Genomic DNA, 16423 nt, shown 5'->3' with positions numbered 1-16423 from the left:
CATTATTCCGAGGCGAGAAATCTTGACATTTTCGTAAATATCGCGTTACGTTAGGGAATTCCTGGCGGCTAGTCGGTTACGTTTCTGAGCGGTATGGCAGGAGATGTTCGATGGACCGCGCTCTGACGATGTTCAAAGCGATGTGGGAGCACGCGCTCGATGGCAAGCTCGTCATCGATGCAGACGGTGTTGTCGTCGAGGCCAATCCGACAGCCGAACGGCTCTTCGGACCGCGAGAAACCATCATTGGACGTTCGTTCAAAGAGCTCGAGCCAGCTGTTCGTGATTTGTTCGTCGACATCTGGCAGCGGATGGAACACGACAATCAAACGAACGGGCGGGTTTCGCTGTCTCGCACACGAGATCGCCGCGTTCTCGATTACCGCCTGGTTCCAAACTTCGTCGAAGACCTCACGCTCGCCATCTTCATCGACAGCACCGACGCATGGGAGACGGAGGAGCTTTTCACTTACCTTGCCGAGGCGAGCGAAGTGCTCGGCGCCTCGCTCGACTATCAAACGACCCTCGCCAGCATCGCCAGGCTTGCCGTCCCGCGCTTGGCAGACTGGGCCAGCGTCGACATGGTCGCGGCGGATGGTTCGATCCAGAAGCTGGCCACCGAGCATATCGATCCATCGAAGGTGCAATACTCTTGGGAGCTGACTCGGCGTTATCCCATCGATCCCAATGGTCCGGCCGGAGCGCCTGCGGTCATACGTACCCGCAAATCGGAAATGGTGCCCGAAATTCCGGACGAAATGCTGGTTGCGGTCTCGCAAGACGAAGAAGCGCTGCAAATCATCCGCACGCTGGGCTTGAAGTCATTGATATGCGTGCCCATGGTAGCTCGAGACCGGGTCCTTGGCGCCATTAGCTTGGTATTTGCCGAATCGGGCCGGCGTTATGACAAGCGGTATTTGGTCATGGCGGAGGAGCTTGGTCGGCGGGCTGCACAGGCGGTCGACAATGCCATGCTTTACCGGGACGCACAGGACGCTGCGGCGCAGGTCCGTGCGCTCAACGAGGACCTCGAGAATCGGGTAGAGGTGCGGACGGCGCAGCTTCAAGAGGCCAATCGGGAGCTCGAATCGTTTTCCCACGCGGTTTCGCACGATCTACGCGCCCCCATTCGGCACATTGGCGGGTTTGCCGACATGCTCATGCGAAAAGCCGGTCCCGAGCTGAACGAGGCTGGGCAACGGTATGTTCGCATCATTCAAGACGCGGCCAAGCTTGCGGGCAAACTCATTGATGATTTGCTCGCTTTTTCAAAAATGAGCCGCACCGAGCTACGGGCGTCGAAGGTATCCGTCGAGCGGCTCGTGGCCGACGCGCAGCATGAGCTTTCCCCGGACATCGAAGGACGGACCATCGAATGGCAGGTTGCTCCGCTCCCCGAGGTGTCCGGAGATCCGGCGATGTTGCGCCTCGTGGTGCGCAACCTACTTTCCAATGCATTGAAATATACGCGGCAGAGGGAGGACGCTCGCATCGAGATTGGCTGTACGGAAGAAGGATCCGATTACCACTTTTATGTGCGTGACAATGGTGTCGGCTTCGACATGCGGTATGCGCACAAGCTTTTTGGTGTCTTTCAACGCCTCCACAGCGCCGAGGAGTTCGAAGGCAACGGCATTGGGCTCGCCTTGGTGCAGCGCGTCGTTTACCGACATGGCGGGCGATGCTGGGCCGAGGGGGAACTCGATCGTGGCGCGACTTTTCATTTCACACTTCCCGTGGCGTAGCGCGAGGATTAGGATGGACCGTTTGAAACGAATTCTTCTCGTCGAAGATTGCGTCAATGACATCGAATTGACGCTCGATGCCCTGACCGAACATCACTTGGCCAATGAAGTGGTGGTGGTTCGAGATGGCGAAGAGGCGCTGGATTATCTTTATCGTCGCGGTATTTTCCGGCTGCGCGCCGGTGGTCAGCCCGTCGTCGTGTTGCTGGATGTCAAGCTCCCGAAGGTGGACGGGCTCGAGGTGCTCGAACGCATCAAGAAAGACGAGGTGCTGAAGACGGTGCCCGTCGTCATGTTGACTTCCTCGAGGGAGGAAAAAGATCTCGTCCGGAGCTACGACCTCGGAGCCAATGCGTACGTGGTCAAACCGGTCGAATTCGGGGATTTCGTGACGGCAATCAAGGAAATTGGCCTGTTCTGGGCCGTCATCAATCAACCGCCGCCGATGGCATCCATTGCTGGGACGGAGTGAGGTGTCATGGTGCTGCACGCATCGACGGTTGGGGAAGCGCCCGGAGCAAAGCCGGCTCGGATCCTTTTGGTCGAGGACAGCACGCTGGATGCCGAGCTCATTTCCGAGTCACTTTCCCATGGTATTGGCGCATTCGAGCTGACGCGTGTCGACACGTTGGACGCGCTCCGCAAGACGCTCGAAAAACGCGCGTGCGATGTGGTGTTGGCCGATTTCGCATTGGTGGGTTTCGATGGCCTTGCCGCGCTCCGCATGACCAAACAGGTTTGTCCGGACGTGCCATTCATCCTGGTTTCAGGTGCGGTCGGTGAAGAAACTGCCATTGACGTGCTGAAAAGCGGAGCGACCGATTATGTGCTCAAGCATCGCCTCGAGCGGTTGCCCGCTGCGGTGATTCGTGCCGTTCAGGAGGCGCATGAGCGTGCCGGTCGGCAGAGAGCTCAGTTGGCGGTCAATCTGCTCGCCGATGTGGGTCGCACGCTGGGGAGCTCTCTTGATCTGAAAGTCACCCTTCCCCAGTTGGCGAATCACCTCGTACCGGCCATTGCCGACAATTGTGCCATCACCCTCGTAGGAACTGACAGTAGCATCCAACGCGTGGCGGTTGCGGACGTCGACGAAGCTCGCGCCCTCTGGTTGGCCAAGGAACGTCCGCGATTTTTGGATCCAAATGCGACGTTTGGCACGATGGGAGTCCTGCGTTCGGGCCTTCCCGAAGTGGTCCCGCTCGTCGACGACGCCTGGCGCGTGAAGCACGCGAAATCGCCCGAGATGCTCGAATTTTTCCGCACGATAGCCTCGAATTCGTACATCGTCGTGCCGCTTCTTCATAACGACCGAGTGATCGGTGCAATGTCGCTCGCATACATGGGCTCGGGGCGCAGTTATTGCGTCGAGGATTTGCCATTGGCCGAGGAGCTTGCCCGTCGTGCGGTCGTGGCTATTGAAAACGCGCGCCTTTTTCAGGAGGCGCAGGACGCGATTCGGGATCGCGAACAGCTTCTCGCCGTCGTATCGCACGACCTCAGAAACCCGCTCAATACCATTCGGATGGGCGCTCTTGCGCTCTCGCATGATCAATCTGCGGAGGACGACAATGGGCGGCGTCGGCTGCGTCAGCTTCGATTCATTCTCAACAGCGTCGATCGCATGACCCATCTCGTGCGCAGCTTGCTCGATATGGCCACGATCCAGGGCGGCCGGATGTATCTCGATCATACGAACGAGCCGGTGGATTCGCTACTCGATTGCGTCCAAGAAATGATGCAGCCGCTGGTTGACAGCCATCAGATTTTCCTCACGATCGTGCGCGCAGAGGGGCAGCCGCTCGTGGTGCGTTGCGATCGGGAGCGAATCCTGCAAGTGTTTTCCAATTTTTTGGGAAACGCCATTCGATTTGCCCCTCGAGGCACGGAGGTCACGATCCGAATCGAGCGCCAGGGCCGGGATTTATGGGTCTCGATCGCGGATCAGGGACCGGGCATTGCCGAGGAGGACTTGCCGCTCATCTTCGACAGGTTTTGGCGAAAACGGCACAAGGATGGGGGCGGTACGGGGCTGGGTTTGTTCATTGCCAAAGGCATTGTCGAAGCGCACGGTGGCGAGGTGCGGGTCGAGAGTGTATGTGGCCGCGGCAGCACGTTTTCATTCTCCATCCCGCTCCAGCTCACGCAAAATGATATGTCGAGCGAGCGTAGCGTCATGCTACCGTAGCGGTCGAGATTGATTTTTCGCAGCGCTTCGGCTCGGGACCGCCGCCGGTGCCGTTTTGACGAGCACGCGCAGGGCGTCTTTCATGCTGGCGCGTGTTTCGATGCGTCCGAGCCCAACGTCGAGTGACACGATGGCTCGTGCCACGTCGGCGCGAATGCCGGCAACGATGGCGCGCGCTCCCACGAGCTCCACGGCTCGCACGATGCGCCCGAGCTGCTCCGCCGTCGCATTCCCAATGCTCGATACGCCCGTCAAGTCGAGAATCGCCGAATGCACGGATCGTTTCGTAATCGTTTCGAGCAGGATGTCCATGACGCGGCTTGCGCGTTCTTCGTCGAGCTCTCCGAGAATGGGCATCGCCACGACGCCATCGGACACGTCGAGCAGCGGTGTCGAGAGCGCTCGGATGTCGTCTTTTTGCCGTTCGATGATCTTGAGTTTGTCGCGCAATACCTGTTCAGCCCTTCGGCGTTCGGCATTTTCCCGCGCCAAGTCGGCGTAAAGCTTGGCGTGGTCGAGCGAAATGGATGCTTGATTGGTCAAGAATTCGAGCAGCGCAAGGCGCCTTGGTGTAAACACGCCGCGCGCGGAATTGTTTTCCAAATAAAGCATGCCCACGATGGTCGATTGCCTCATGATGGGAAAACACACCACCGAACGAGGCCGATGGACGGAAATGTAAGGATCCTCCGCCCATGCTCGATCGAGTGCCGCATCGTCGACGCAAACCAATTCGTGCGAACGCTGCACGTAATCGATCATTGCGACGGGAAGAATGTCGTCGAGTGCCGTTGCGGTGGGTCCTGGGACTTCGATTTCCACGCCCTTCGACGTCGTAAAGGCTTTGCCAACGTGATTCAATGCGCCATCTTCTTGTTCGAGCAGCACGTGGCAACGCTCTGCTCCACCATGCTCGATGACGATGCGCATGAGCGTCACCAGCAAACGCTGCAGGACGATTTCTTTGGATACCGATTGCGCCGTCTTGACGGCCGTAAAAACGTCGATATCGGCCGAGCCGCGTAACGATGGCGGCGGCGTGCTCGCGGACGTATCCGTCGTGCCGCTGAACTTTGGATGACGCCTATCGAGTTGCATCGTTTTGAACGACGCACCCCAGCGACCATAAGCATTCCGCGCCGTGCGGAAATAGGCGCTTGCAATGAGAGAAAAGTCGCGTGCGGCATGAAATCGCGTCGCCATTTCCGCAGCAAGACCCTCGATATGTGCAAAACCGCTTTCCCGCGCCTCCGTAATGGCTTGATCGTACGCGCGCATCGCGTCCATGTCGCGCCCCTGAAGCCGACACCGCTCCGCCAAAAGCAACGCGTGCTTGTGCTGAAACGTCTGCGGACATCGATCCGCCCAACCCTCGAAATCTTCAATCGCCTCGTCGAGCCCCTCGGGCAAACCCGACGACCGAATCGACGTTGCAGCAAGCATCGACCAAAATTGATATTCAGGAACGAGAATTTGCACGCCGACGTCGGCAATCGATGGGCCGATCTCCACGCTTTCGGCGAGCGCTGCGTCGTATTCTTGGGCAACCACGAGCGATACGAGATCGACCACCCGACACGCGACATGGCCGAGACGCATGTTGCCCGCCCGCGTCGAGCCATTCGTTTTGCGCTGCGCCGGGCGGCCCTTTTGCTGCCCCACGAATCGCTCGATGGCGTCACACAGATCGCCCATTCCCTCGTCATCGCAACCTTGGCTCCGTATCGCTCGCCTCCGTCGCAATGCCTCGTCTGATACCTCGTCAAGCGATGTGCCCCCGAGCAGCGTGAGAAACGCAATCATTGCCGCGAGCCTGCACCCAGCACGCGCATCCCCGCACGCGAGCGCGATCTCGTACGTGCGTGCGCATTGCTCGATGCTCGTTTGAAGCGGATGCGTCCATATCGACATCGCTGCGGCAAACTTCATGCTCACCGCCGCGTGGTGTCGATACGCTCCGCGTCGTTTGCATAGGTCGAGCGCCACCTTGCCCAAACGATAACCCGTGCGATGGTCCTTTTTTCGGCCAATCACCGTCGCGCCAAGTGCCGCATGACCTACGCTCGATGCATCGGCATTGCCGTGAACGAGCGCTAGCCGCGACAGGTGACATGCAACGAGGTCCGCAGGTCCCGCGCCAATCGCCTGCGCGCTGGGATGCACCGTGAAAAGCATCTCGGTCGCATCGAGCGCATTCCTGTCCGTCATCCTCTCGAGATCCGCAATCTCTTCAATCGCACGGTCGCCTAGCGCCCCCCATACGCCCTCGAACGCTCGATCCGCCACCTCGCGCGACGGCGATGCCTCGAGGTGAATACCTAGCGGCGCGAGCGCGCGCGCGGCCAGCTCCATGGCCTCCTCATGCTGCCCCGAACGCGTAGCAAGCTCCACCAGGCAGCGCTCCGCCGCCCGCATTTGCGGCGCGCTCGGCACCCGATGCCCCAGCACTTCGAACACGCCTTTCGCCCGCGCACCATCGCCCATCGCACATGCGCATTCCAAACGCGCGAAATCGATTCGCGCCGCGAGATCCTCACAACCGGAAGACCACACATCGCCGCTTGGCACGAGCACTCGAGCTGCGTCATCGAGATACCCATCCGCGACTTCGTGCGCAGCCATCCTCATGGCCCGCTCCGCCGCATCGACGAGCACGCCGGCAAGTTGCACCCGCTCGGCATCGTCGCAACCCTCAATAGCCTCGGCGTCGAGCGCAATTCCAAGGTGTGCTGCTGCGACAAACCCAGCGTCGGAAGCGCTCTTGCGACTCGTTTCGAACGCGAAGGATTTGCCAAGCAAAAGATGCATCCGCCCGAGCGTTTGCGCATCCATCGCATACCGACAAGCTCGAGCGCTGCGAGCATCGACGAAGGCGTAAGACGATCCGTGTCGCGCGACGATGCCCGCGTCGATTGCAGGTTGAAGTAGTTCCGTGACGTCACGTGATGATGCTTCGAGCGCCGTTGCGATCGCGCCCGCGTCCGCGGTTCGTCCGTTGCATGCTGCAGCCGCGAGCACACGTCGAGTGCCTGCAGGAAGCCGAGTGGTGTGCGTGCCCGACGTCGGTTCGCCATCACCGCTTGCGTCTTGCGTCACGCCGATGTCGAATCGTTCGACCACATACTTTCGCCCTGCACTGAATGCCTTCCAGGCCGCATCATTTCGAGGTTTGTCTCCCGGATCCACCAGCGCAACGACGACCAATTGTCGAGTTTCCGTGTGCGCGAGGATTCGCGACAGTATCCGCAGGGTGGCTGCATCGGCTCGATCCGCGTCGTGCAGAAAAAAAACAAGCGGTCGCTCGGGCGGCGCGAGCGCAGCAAATACGCGAGCCAGCAGCGTCTCCAAGCGATCCATTGCGAAGCCGAACGTGAGTGGTTCGGGATCACTCGACGCCGGCGCGAATGGAGCGAGATCGGGGCAAAAATGCCCGAGCAACCGTCCCATCGGAGCGGCCGAGTGCGACAAACGATGTCGAATGGAGTTACCGAGCGATCCAGGCTCGATGGCAATTCGGGGCGCATGCGTTGCAAGTGCTCGAGCGAGCGGCCCGTAAGGCGGGTCGAGACCGACGATGTTTGCCTCGGCGGACATCGCCCATGCGCCGGTTTCCGCTGCTGTGGACCGCAAGTGCTCGACTGCGAGCCGTTCGGCTTCCGGCTTTCCTGCGCGAACGAGCAAGAGCAGCGGTTCGGCCGTTGCCCATGCGCGCTGCATTGCTGCGTCGAGCAGGTGAATCGTCGCATCGTCTTTGGCGCTCATCGCCTGCTCGGCTGCCGTGCGTTGAGATGTCGTCGATTCCACTGCTTTTACCTCGCGCTAAGTTCGCTTCGTCCGTCCCGCCGGTTGGCATTCCGCTGTCAGCAGGTCAGAAAATCTAAATTGGCGTATGGTATCCAACGATTCGGACGCGCGTCAATGGTGCCGACCGCCCCGGGATCCTTCTTGATCAAGTGTTTGGAATTGCTGTGTTTTTCGGGCGTGACGATCACCCGGAAGAGAGGGCTTTGGGCGCCGTTTCAGCGAATGGCCGCGGCCGTGGCGTCTGCGGATTTCGCGCGATCTTCGGCGATCTTGCGGTGATTGGGATCCGTCAGCAGACTTGCTGCCGTCCGGTAACGCCCCGCAACGTCGCGGAAATACGCAGCATCGGCGCCAATGGGGGCCGTGATGTGTCGAACGAGCGCTGCGTCGAATGCGGCAAACCCTGCGAGCGGTCCTTTTTGCGCCGCAACGGCATCGAGCGCTTTGACGTCGCCCATGCCCAACATCGGGACGGGCGCGTTGCGCACCATCACCGCTGCGTCCTCCGGACCATTGCGCAAAGCTTCGACGAGCGCGCTCAGAAACTTGTCTTCGCCTGTGCGTTCGCCTTCCGGAATGCCGGCGAGCAAAGCCGCGGCTTGATCGAAATCGAGCGCCCGCAAGTGCGTCCGGCCAAACTCGAGCCGCCCGCGAGCGTACAGGCGCCGCACGTCGGCGGACAGCTCGCCGTCTCGCAGCGCGATGCGATGGCCGACCGGAACGCCACGTTCGAGCAGCGCCCGGAGAACCACCGGGTTTTTCGCGCCGTCCCGCGGCAGCAGCACTCCCGCGTAAAACGTTGGCAATTTCATCGCGAGTCGCCCGTGCACGTCGGTCGGTTCGGCCTTTGCCAAAGGCGGCACGAGCAGCGCGTCGAGCGCATCGATGCGGCGTCCGCCATACAGCCGCGACAACAGCGCGCGTGCTCGATCGATGCGAGCGTCGCGCAGCACGCCCGTGAGCGCCAAGTCGCGCATGCCCACGAGCGTTGCATCACGACCGCGTTCTTTGCGGGGATCGAGCACTTGATCGAGCTGCGCGTAATAAATGTTTGCGCGTTCCGGATCCTTGGCAAACTCGTCGGGAACCGGTGCTCCGCGCACCGCTTCGACGATGCGCAGCTCGCCCATGCCCGCTTCGATGGCGGCGATGCCTCGCGCGTACGAAGCCAGTTTCAGGCCTTCTTTCGACAGCGCGTCGATCGCCACCGCTTGCGCCGTCATCCATTCTTTCATGGGACCTGCAATGAACTCTTCGACACGCTTGCGTTCGAACGGACGCGCAAGCTTTGGCGGAGCGCTCCCGGTTCGCGCCAATCGAGCGGCCGTCGCGAGGCCGCGCAGCGTCGCGTACATCGCCCCATCGATCCCTGCAGGCGGTTTGTCCACGAGCGGCTGCACGATCACGTCGCCGCATTCGAGCGGAGCCATTTCGGCGCGCAGGGCGCGCGCCATTCCGGCGGGCAAACCAGCGCAGCTCTCGAGCCCCGCGAGCTGGGCATCGCGTTTGTCCGCGGCGGCTTCGGAAAACGCCTTGTCGAGCGCGTCGAGCGCTTCGTCACGCGTCGTGCATGCGGGAGCTTTTGCCGCTTTGCGCGACACGAAAGCCGCGCACGTCTTCGGCGCTTCGATCAGACCTTTCGGCGCGGCGGACAGCGGCGTGACCGTGACGTCCATCGGCGCAGGTTCGGCGAGCTGCTCTTCTCGGTAGAGCGGTTTGGCAGGACTGGGTTTGTCCTGCTTGCCTTCGGTGTCTTGCTTGGCTTCGCCGGAAGTTTCCCCGCCCTTGTCGGCGGTGGCGTTTTCCGTGGTGTTCGTTGGCGTTTTGGGGCCGACCGTCGACGTCCCTGCACTCGTGGTGCAGCCGGTCATCGCGACGAGAAAAAGAGCGGGCAGGAGCTTGCGCATGGGTTTCGTTCCTTGCTTAGGCTGGTCGGCCTCCGGCGACAACATCGTCCTTGCAAGTGTTCCCGGCTTTCCCATGGAATTTTGATACAATCAGTCCAATGCGACCGAACTGCCCGACGAGCGCCGCCGCCGCGGTCCTCGCATTCGCCTGCACTCTTGCCCCCGGGAGCATGGTTGTGGCTCAGCCCGTTGCTTCGTCTGCTTCTGCTGCACCCGCGAGCGGTCCTCGCATGACGCTTGCCTTCGAAAAATACGCCTTGCCGAATGGGCTCGAGGTGATCCTGCACGAGGATCACCGCACGCCCGTCGTGGCCGTCAACATTTGGTATCACGTCGGCGCCAAGGACGAAGGCCCCGGTCGAAGCGGCTTTGCGCACCTTTTCGAACACGTCATGTTTCAGGGCTCGCGCAACGTCGGGGAAGACAAGTTTTTTTATTATCTCGAGCGCGCTGGAGCGAGCGACCGGAACGGTTCGACGAACTTCGACCGCACGAACTATTACGAGACCGTACCGTCGGGCGAATTGGGGCTCGCGCTTTGGCTCGAGAGCGATCGCATGGGGTATTTGCTCGATCACGCCAACGAAAAGACGTTCACCGAGCAGCGCGAGGTCGTCAAGAACGAGCGTCGGCAGCGCGTCGAGAATGCGTCGTACGGGTTTGTCTCGCAGTTCATTTATGAAACGCTCTTTCCGCTTGGGCACCCATATCATCGTCCAGTCATTGGTTTGCCCGAGGATCTCGATGCAGCGAAAATCGACGACGTGCGCTCATTTTTCCGTCGATACTACGTCCCCAACAATGCCACGCTGGTCGTCGCGGGTGATTTCCAACCAGCAAAGGCCAAGGAGCTCGTTGCGAAATATTTCGGTGGTTTGCCCCGAGGCGCTGATCCCGGCGTCATTCGAGGTCCTTTGCCGCCGCCCCCGCTGACCGCGCAAAAACGCATCGATATCGAGGCGGACGTGACCCTCCCGCGCCTCGTGATCAGTTGGGTGACGCCGCCTCATTACGCTCCGGGCGATGCGGACCTCGACATTGCGTCCGATATCTTGTCGTCGGGCAAATCGAGCCGCCTTTACAAGCGGCTCGTGTACGATTTGCAGATTGCCCAGTCGGCCATTGCGTATCAAGCATCATACGAGCTGGCGAGCGTCTTCGAGATTTCGGTGACGCTGCAGAAAGGCCGGAGTTTGGACGAGGCACTGGGGCTCGTGGACTCGGAGCTCGACAAATTGCGCTTTGCATTGCCGCCCGAGGACGAAGTGGCGCGTGCGCGCACGCGATCGCTCACGGGTCTCGTCTTTGGTGCCGAAAGAGTCACCGGACGAGCGGACACGTTGAACACGTACAATCGCCGCACGGGTGATCCAGGGTTTTTCGACAAAGACTTGCGGCGATATGAAAGTATTACGGCCGCAGACGTGACCAAGGCAATTCAAACGTATTTGCGTAAAGACAATCGGATCGTCACGTACGTTCATCCGACCGAGGGCGCGCCGCGCGCGGGGCGGCTCGTGACCAGGGGGCAATGAAATGCGGGTGAATCGATCGATTGTTTTGGCGATTTTCGGACTTTTGGCAATGGGTTGTGGCAATGCACCCATCGTCGTACCTCCCCCACAAGCTCCTCCGCCCGATCCGGTAATCATGAACAATTCCGCTGCATTACCAATGGTCGAAGATCCTTCCTTTCGCAAGGAGCCGCCGCAGCCCGAAGCGGACGTGCGCTTCGTGCCGCCGAAAATCGAGGAAGCGCATCTCTCCAATGGACTGCGCGTACTCGTTGCCGAGCGTCGTGACATGCCCATCGTTGCCATGCAGATTGTCGTTGATCGAGGTCTCGATCTGCAGACGCTGCCAGGCGTCGCCACGATGACGGCGACGATGATGCTCACGGGGACGAAATCGCGTTCGGCGCTTGCATTGAGTGACGATCTGGCTGCGATTGGAGCGCGATACGGCGCGTGGGCCAATCATGACGGAATGGGCGTGCGTGGACAAGCGCTTCGGGAACGATTTCCCGAGCTTTTCGCGATTCTCGTGGATGTCGTACGAAACCCGGCTTTCGATGGCGTGGAGCTCGAACGTGAACGAGCCAAACGCCTGACCACGTTGGCGGCGCAGACGGACGTACCCGATGTATTGATGGAAAATGCCGTCGAGGAGAAGCTTTATCCACTCGGGCATCCGTACCATGCGCCTTTGAATGGTGACGAGGCATCGACGAAAGCGATCAAGGCGTCGGATTTGGTGCGTCTTCACGAGGCTGCATTTCGGCCCGAGCACGCGACGGTGGCCATTGCGGGAGACATTGACCGGGCGTCGGCCGTGGCGCTCGTGGAAAAGCATTTGGGGAATTGGGTAGGAAAGGCGTTGCCAAAAAGGCGTATCCCGATCCTCGGCCGCTCGGGAAAGACGAAAAGCGCGTATTGCTCATCGATCGGCCGGGCTCTTCGCAATCGAGCGTGTCGCTTGCGCTGGTTGGCATATCGCGCAAGCACCCGGATTTCGATGCGGTCATGGTGCTCAATACGCTCTTGGGTGGCCAATTTTCGAGCCGCCTCAACATGAACTTGCGTGAAAAAAATGCCTACACCTACGGTGCATATAGCTGGTTCGATACGCGTCGAGTTGCTGGGCCCTTTACGGCGAGCGGGGCGATCATGACGCCCGCGACGGCGCCGGCCATTCGGGAAATGTTTGCCGAAATGGAACGATTGCGCAAGGAGTTGCCTCCGGCGGTGGAGCTCGAGAATGCCAAGACGAACCTCATTCGCAAGCTACCTGCTCGATTCGAGACGGCCAACGGGACCGCGCAAACGCTTGGAGCGTTATCCGTCCTGGGTTTGCCGCTCGATGAATTTGCGACGCGTCAGTCGCGCGTGGCGAAAGTGACTGCCGAAGACGTGCGACGCGTTGCGAATACATATTTGCGCGCCGAAGCGATGCGCGTGATCATCGTTGGCGATGCGTCCGTCGTGCAAAAGGAATTGGAAGCGCTCGATCTTGGCGGGATAGAAGTGCGACATCTGGTCGAGCAGAATCCGCCGTCGTCGCGTAAAGCCAACAAGCACTGAAGGCCTGACGCAGGCGAGGTTTTGTAACGAGGCTCCAATTCGACCTTGGGGGGTATGGGGGGGCCGAGCCTCGCCGTGCTTTGGCGCAAGCCAAAGCACCGGGAGGCGAGCCTCGGCCCTCCCATCGTAAACAAACCTCGCGAAGCGCGCGTCCCACGCGCGCGAAGCGAGCGCACAACTCTTGGCCCGGCTCCGAAATAGCAACCCTCCAAGCCCAGGCCCGGCTCCGAAGTAGCAACCATCCAAGCCCAGGCCCGTCGCCCAAGAGCAGAGCCTTGACAAACAACCGCATGGCCCAAGGACGCTCGTCGGACCGGTCGCGTAACAACTGCCAATGAACGGTGGCATGGGCGTGAAGCGTAAAACCACCCTGGGCGATGATCCCACCTGGTACAAGGACGCCATCATTTATGAAGTGCATTTGCGTGCCTTCAAAGATTCGAATGGCGACGGAATCGGTGATTTGAATGGACTTACCGATTCTTTGGATTATTTGCAGGATCTTGGCGTAACTGCCATTTGGATTCTTCCATTTTACCCGTCTCCATTGCGCGACGGTGGATACGACATCGCGGAATACACGAACATTCATCCCGCGTACGGCACGCTTCGCGACTTTCGCAGGCTCATGCGTGAAGCGCATCGGCGCGGTTTGCGGGTCATTAACGAGCTCGTCATCAACCACACGTCCAGCGAGCATTCGTGGTTCCAGCGATCGCGCCAAGCGAAACCGGGGAGCATGTGGCGAAACTTCTACGTCTGGAGCGACACGCCAGACCGTTATCGGGACGCACGCATCATTTTCAAGGATTTTGAAACGTCGAATTGGGCGTGGGATCCGGTGGCAAAATCGTATTATTGGCACCGATTTTATTCGCATCAGCCGGACTTGAATTTCGACAGCGCGCATGTCCAGGCGGCTGTGCTCGGCGTCCTCGACTTCTGGATGGAGCTCGGGGTCGACGGAATGCGTCTCGACGCCGTGCCCTATTTGTTCGAGCGCGAAGGGACGAACTGCGAAAATCTCCCGGAAACGCATGAATTTCTCAAAAAATTGCGCGCCCACATCGATGCGAAATGGGGCGGCCGTATGCTCTTGGCCGAAGCCAATCAATGGCCCATCGATGCGGCGGCGTATTTCGGCCAAGGTGACGAATGTCACATGAATTTTCACTTCCCGCTCATGCCCCGTATGTTCATGGCCGTCGAGCTCGAGGACAGTTTTCCCATCGTCAATATCATGGCGCAAACCCCGAAGCTCATGGATAGCTGTCAATGGGCCACGTTTCTGCGAAACCACGACGAGCTCACGCTCGAAATGGTCACCGACGAAGATCGTGACTACATGTATCGCGCGTATGCTCAGGATCGCATCGCCCGTATCAACCTCGGGATCCGCCGAAGGCTCGCACCGCTGCTCAAAGTACGCAGCAAAATCGAGCTCATGAACGCCCTGCTTTTATCATTGCCAGGCACGCCGGTCATCTATTATGGCGACGAAATCGGTATGGGTGACAATATTTATCTAGGCGATCGTGACGGCGTACGAACGCCGATGCAATGGAGCGCCGATGCCAATGCTGGATTTTCTCGTGCCAAACCGCAGCAGCTCTATTTGCCCGTCATCATCGACGCAGAATACCATTATCAATCGGTCAACGTCGAAGCTCAGCAGTCGAATACGTCGTCACTGCTTTGGTGGATGAAGCGCATTCTCGCGCTCCGCAAACAATTCAACGTTTTTGGTCGCGGAGACATTGAATTTTTGCACCCCGACAACGGCCGCGTCATTGCGTTTTTGCGACAATACGAAGACACCACGATCCTCGTCATCGGCAATCTGTCTCGGTTCGCGCAATTCGTCGAGCTCGATCTCACGCGTTTCCGCGGGCGCACGCCGGTCGAGCTCTTTGGTCGAACCCGCTTTCCCGTCATTGGAGATGCGCCTTATGTGCTTTCCATGGGGCCGCACGGGTTTTTCTGGTTCCTCCTCGAAGTCCCCGCCGCGATGGCGCAAATTGCAGGTGAACCACAAACGCTTCGCACCCGCGGTTCATGGCTATCGCTCATCGACGAGCGAAAACCCGAAATTGCGCGCGCTCTCGGGAATTACGTCAAGGAACAACGTTGGTTCCGGGGCAAAGCGCGCATCGTAGAATCCGTGAATATCGTCGACGTCTTTCGAATTCCCGATACGCGTCTACCTACCGTTTGGAGTGGAGAAAATGCGTACGCGGCGCTCGTCTTGCGGATCGAATACGCCGAGGGCGCGGCCGACACGTACTTCTTTCCCGTTGGTTTCGCGTCCGGTGCGCGCGCGGACGACCTCGCCAAGCGCCATTCGGACAGCATCGCTGCTCGGGTGATCCTCGACAAGGGCGATGAATCCGAAGGGGTCACGGGCATTCTATTCGACGCGCTGCTCGAAAGTGGTTTTCCCGAGGTCCTGCTCAAAAAAATCGCCGCCCAAAGAACGTTCGTCAGCGACCATGGAAAACTCGTCGGCGTTACTTCGAGAGTGCTGAAGTCCGCGCCGAACGTCGTCGATCTCGCGGCCCGCCCACTCGATACCGAGCACAATGCGGCGCTCGTTCACGGCGACAAGTTCGTATCGAAGTTCTTCCGGCTCATCGAAGAGGGACAAAGCGCCGAACAAGAAGTGGGTCGGTATTTCATGCGATTTCCGACGAGCCTTGGCATCTCGCGCATGGCCGGGACTCTCGAATACCGTGCACGAGGGCGCGAAGCCGCAATCATCGGCATCATCCACCAACACGTTCCGAATTGGGGTGACGCGTGGCAACTCACCCTGGATGCCCTCGACCGATTCTTTGATCGCGTCGTTTCCGATAGCGTGCGGCCGCGTTCGGCACCCGTGCTCCCGCGCTCGCCACTCGAACCCGTCGACGAACAGGCCAAAGCGGAGCTTCTGGAGCTCATCGGGGCATATTACGAGCGTGTGGAGCGGTTGGCCGCGTGCACGGCCGAAGTCCATTTGGCGCTTGCGAGCGAACGCGAGGATCCCGCTTTCGTTCCCGAGCCTTATACGCCCATGCACCAGCAATCCCTTTATCAATCCGTGCAGAGCAATCTCGCGCGAACGACCGCCACCTTGCGACGACGCATGGGCAGTTTTACCGAACGCGAGCGAGCCATTGCAGTCGCAATTCTCGAGCAGCAAGATGCAATCGCGACACGCTTGGGTACCATTACGAGCCGCAAAATCGTCGTGGATCGAATTCGATGCCATGGTGACTTCCATCTCGGCCAAGTGCTCTGGACCGGCGAAGATTTCGTCATCATCGACTTCGAGGGTGATCGGACCCGACCGCTATCCGAGCGACGCTACAAGCGTTGTCCATTGCGTGATGTCGCGTGGATGCTCCGATCGTTTCATTACGCAGGAAGGTCGGCACTCCACCGCGGCCGAACGCGTCCCGAAGACGAACCCATACTCCAAAATTGGGTGGATGCATTCGTAAAACTGGCATCCGCCGCGTACGTTCAGACGTACCTGAACAAGGTCGGAACGGCATCGTTCATTCCGGCGGTACGCGAGGACATTGCGCTGCTTCTGGACTTCTTCGCAGCGGAAAAGTGCCTCCGCGAAGTTTCGAACGAATTGCGGCATCGATCGGATTTTTTCGAATTCGCCCTCGAAGCGCTGCTCGAATCGGCCCAGCCGCGCGAGTAAGCCCAAAG

Annotated in this window: 9 protein-coding genes; 7 read left to right on the top strand and 2 right to left on the bottom strand. The window is 59.7% G+C overall.

What is annotated here, in order from left to right; translation table 11 throughout:
• Positions 1-110 precede the first annotated feature (110 nt).
• The 3 genes from IPM54_39170 to IPM54_39160 are packed head-to-tail and all read left to right on the top strand — an operon-like array spanning position 111 to position 3930.
• The gene (locus IPM54_39170; protein ID MBK9265798.1) at positions 111-1745 is read left to right on the top strand and encodes a PAS domain-containing protein; all 1635 of its coding nucleotides are present in this window, start codon (positions 111-113) and stop codon (positions 1743-1745) included.
• 13 nt (positions 1746-1758) lie between these two features.
• A complete protein-coding gene (locus IPM54_39165; protein ID MBK9265797.1) occupies positions 1759-2217 on the top strand; it encodes a response regulator in 459 nt (152 codons plus the stop codon).
• 6 nt (positions 2218-2223) lie between these two features.
• A complete protein-coding gene (locus tag IPM54_39160; GenBank protein ID MBK9265796.1) occupies positions 2224-3930 on the top strand; it encodes a response regulator in 1707 nt (568 codons plus the stop codon).
• On the opposite strand, the gene IPM54_39155 is transcribed toward IPM54_39160, so the two are convergent.
• Together IPM54_39155 and IPM54_39150 are read right to left on the bottom strand one after the other, a co-directional pair.
• Positions 3922-7734: a GAF domain-containing protein gene (locus tag IPM54_39155; protein ID MBK9265795.1), complete on the bottom strand. Its 3813-nt coding sequence runs from the start codon at positions 7732-7734 to the stop codon at positions 3922-3924. The genes IPM54_39160 and IPM54_39155 overlap by 9 nt on opposite strands.
• Before the next feature lie 215 nt (positions 7735-7949).
• Positions 7950-9641 carry a hypothetical protein gene (locus tag IPM54_39150; protein MBK9265794.1) on the bottom strand — a complete coding sequence of 564 codons (1692 nt, stop codon included), beginning with the start codon at positions 9639-9641 and terminating at the stop codon, positions 7950-7952.
• Positions 9642-9739: 98 nt separating this feature from the next.
• On the opposite strand from IPM54_39150, the gene IPM54_39145 reads away from it, so the two are divergent.
• The 4 genes from IPM54_39145 to treS all read left to right on the top strand — a co-directional run bounded on the left by IPM54_39145 (position 9740) and on the right by treS (position 16415).
• Positions 9740-11176 carry an insulinase family protein gene (locus IPM54_39145; GenBank protein ID MBK9265793.1) on the top strand — a complete coding sequence of 479 codons (1437 nt, stop codon included), beginning with the start codon at positions 9740-9742 and terminating at the stop codon, positions 11174-11176.
• A gap of 7 nt (positions 11177-11183) precedes the next feature.
• Positions 11184-12215: an insulinase family protein gene (locus IPM54_39140; protein ID MBK9265792.1), complete on the top strand. Its 1032-nt coding sequence runs from the start codon at positions 11184-11186 to the stop codon at positions 12213-12215.
• Positions 12164-12721: an insulinase family protein gene (locus IPM54_39135; GenBank protein ID MBK9265791.1), complete on the top strand. Its 558-nt coding sequence runs from the start codon at positions 12164-12166 to the stop codon at positions 12719-12721. The genes IPM54_39140 and IPM54_39135 overlap by 52 nt, the downstream gene beginning before the upstream one ends.
• A gap of 346 nt (positions 12722-13067) precedes the next feature.
• Positions 13068-16415, top strand: coding sequence for a maltose alpha-D-glucosyltransferase (treS, locus tag IPM54_39130; protein MBK9265790.1), 3348 nt, complete (start codon positions 13068-13070; stop codon positions 16413-16415).
• Positions 16416-16423 lie beyond the last annotated feature (8 nt).

Source organism: Polyangiaceae bacterium, assembly GCA_016715885.1.
Lineage (GTDB): Bacteria > Myxococcota_A > Polyangia > Polyangiales > Polyangiaceae > Polyangium.
This window is presented reverse-complemented; position numbering and strand designations above follow the sequence as displayed.

Bases quoted from the DNA above. Each gene is read 5' to 3' on its own strand.
- IPM54_39165 (MBK9265797.1), top strand. From the start codon at position 1,759: ATGGACCGTTTGAAACGAATTCTTCTCGTCGAAGATTGCGTCAATGAC.
- IPM54_39150 (MBK9265794.1), bottom strand. From the start codon at position 9,641: ATGCGCAAGCTCCTGCCCGCTCTTTTTCTCGTCGCGATGACCGGCTGC.
- IPM54_39145 (MBK9265793.1), top strand. From the start codon at position 9,740: ATGCGACCGAACTGCCCGACGAGCGCCGCCGCCGCGGTCCTCGCATTC.
- treS (MBK9265790.1), top strand. From the start codon at position 13,068: ATGGGCGTGAAGCGTAAAACCACCCTGGGCGATGATCCCACCTGGTAC.
- IPM54_39160 (MBK9265796.1), top strand. From the start codon at position 2,224: ATGGTGCTGCACGCATCGACGGTTGGGGAAGCGCCCGGAGCAAAGCCG.
- IPM54_39170 (MBK9265798.1), top strand. From the start codon at position 111: ATGGACCGCGCTCTGACGATGTTCAAAGCGATGTGGGAGCACGCGCTC.
- IPM54_39135 (MBK9265791.1), top strand. From the start codon at position 12,164: ATGGTGCTCAATACGCTCTTGGGTGGCCAATTTTCGAGCCGCCTCAAC.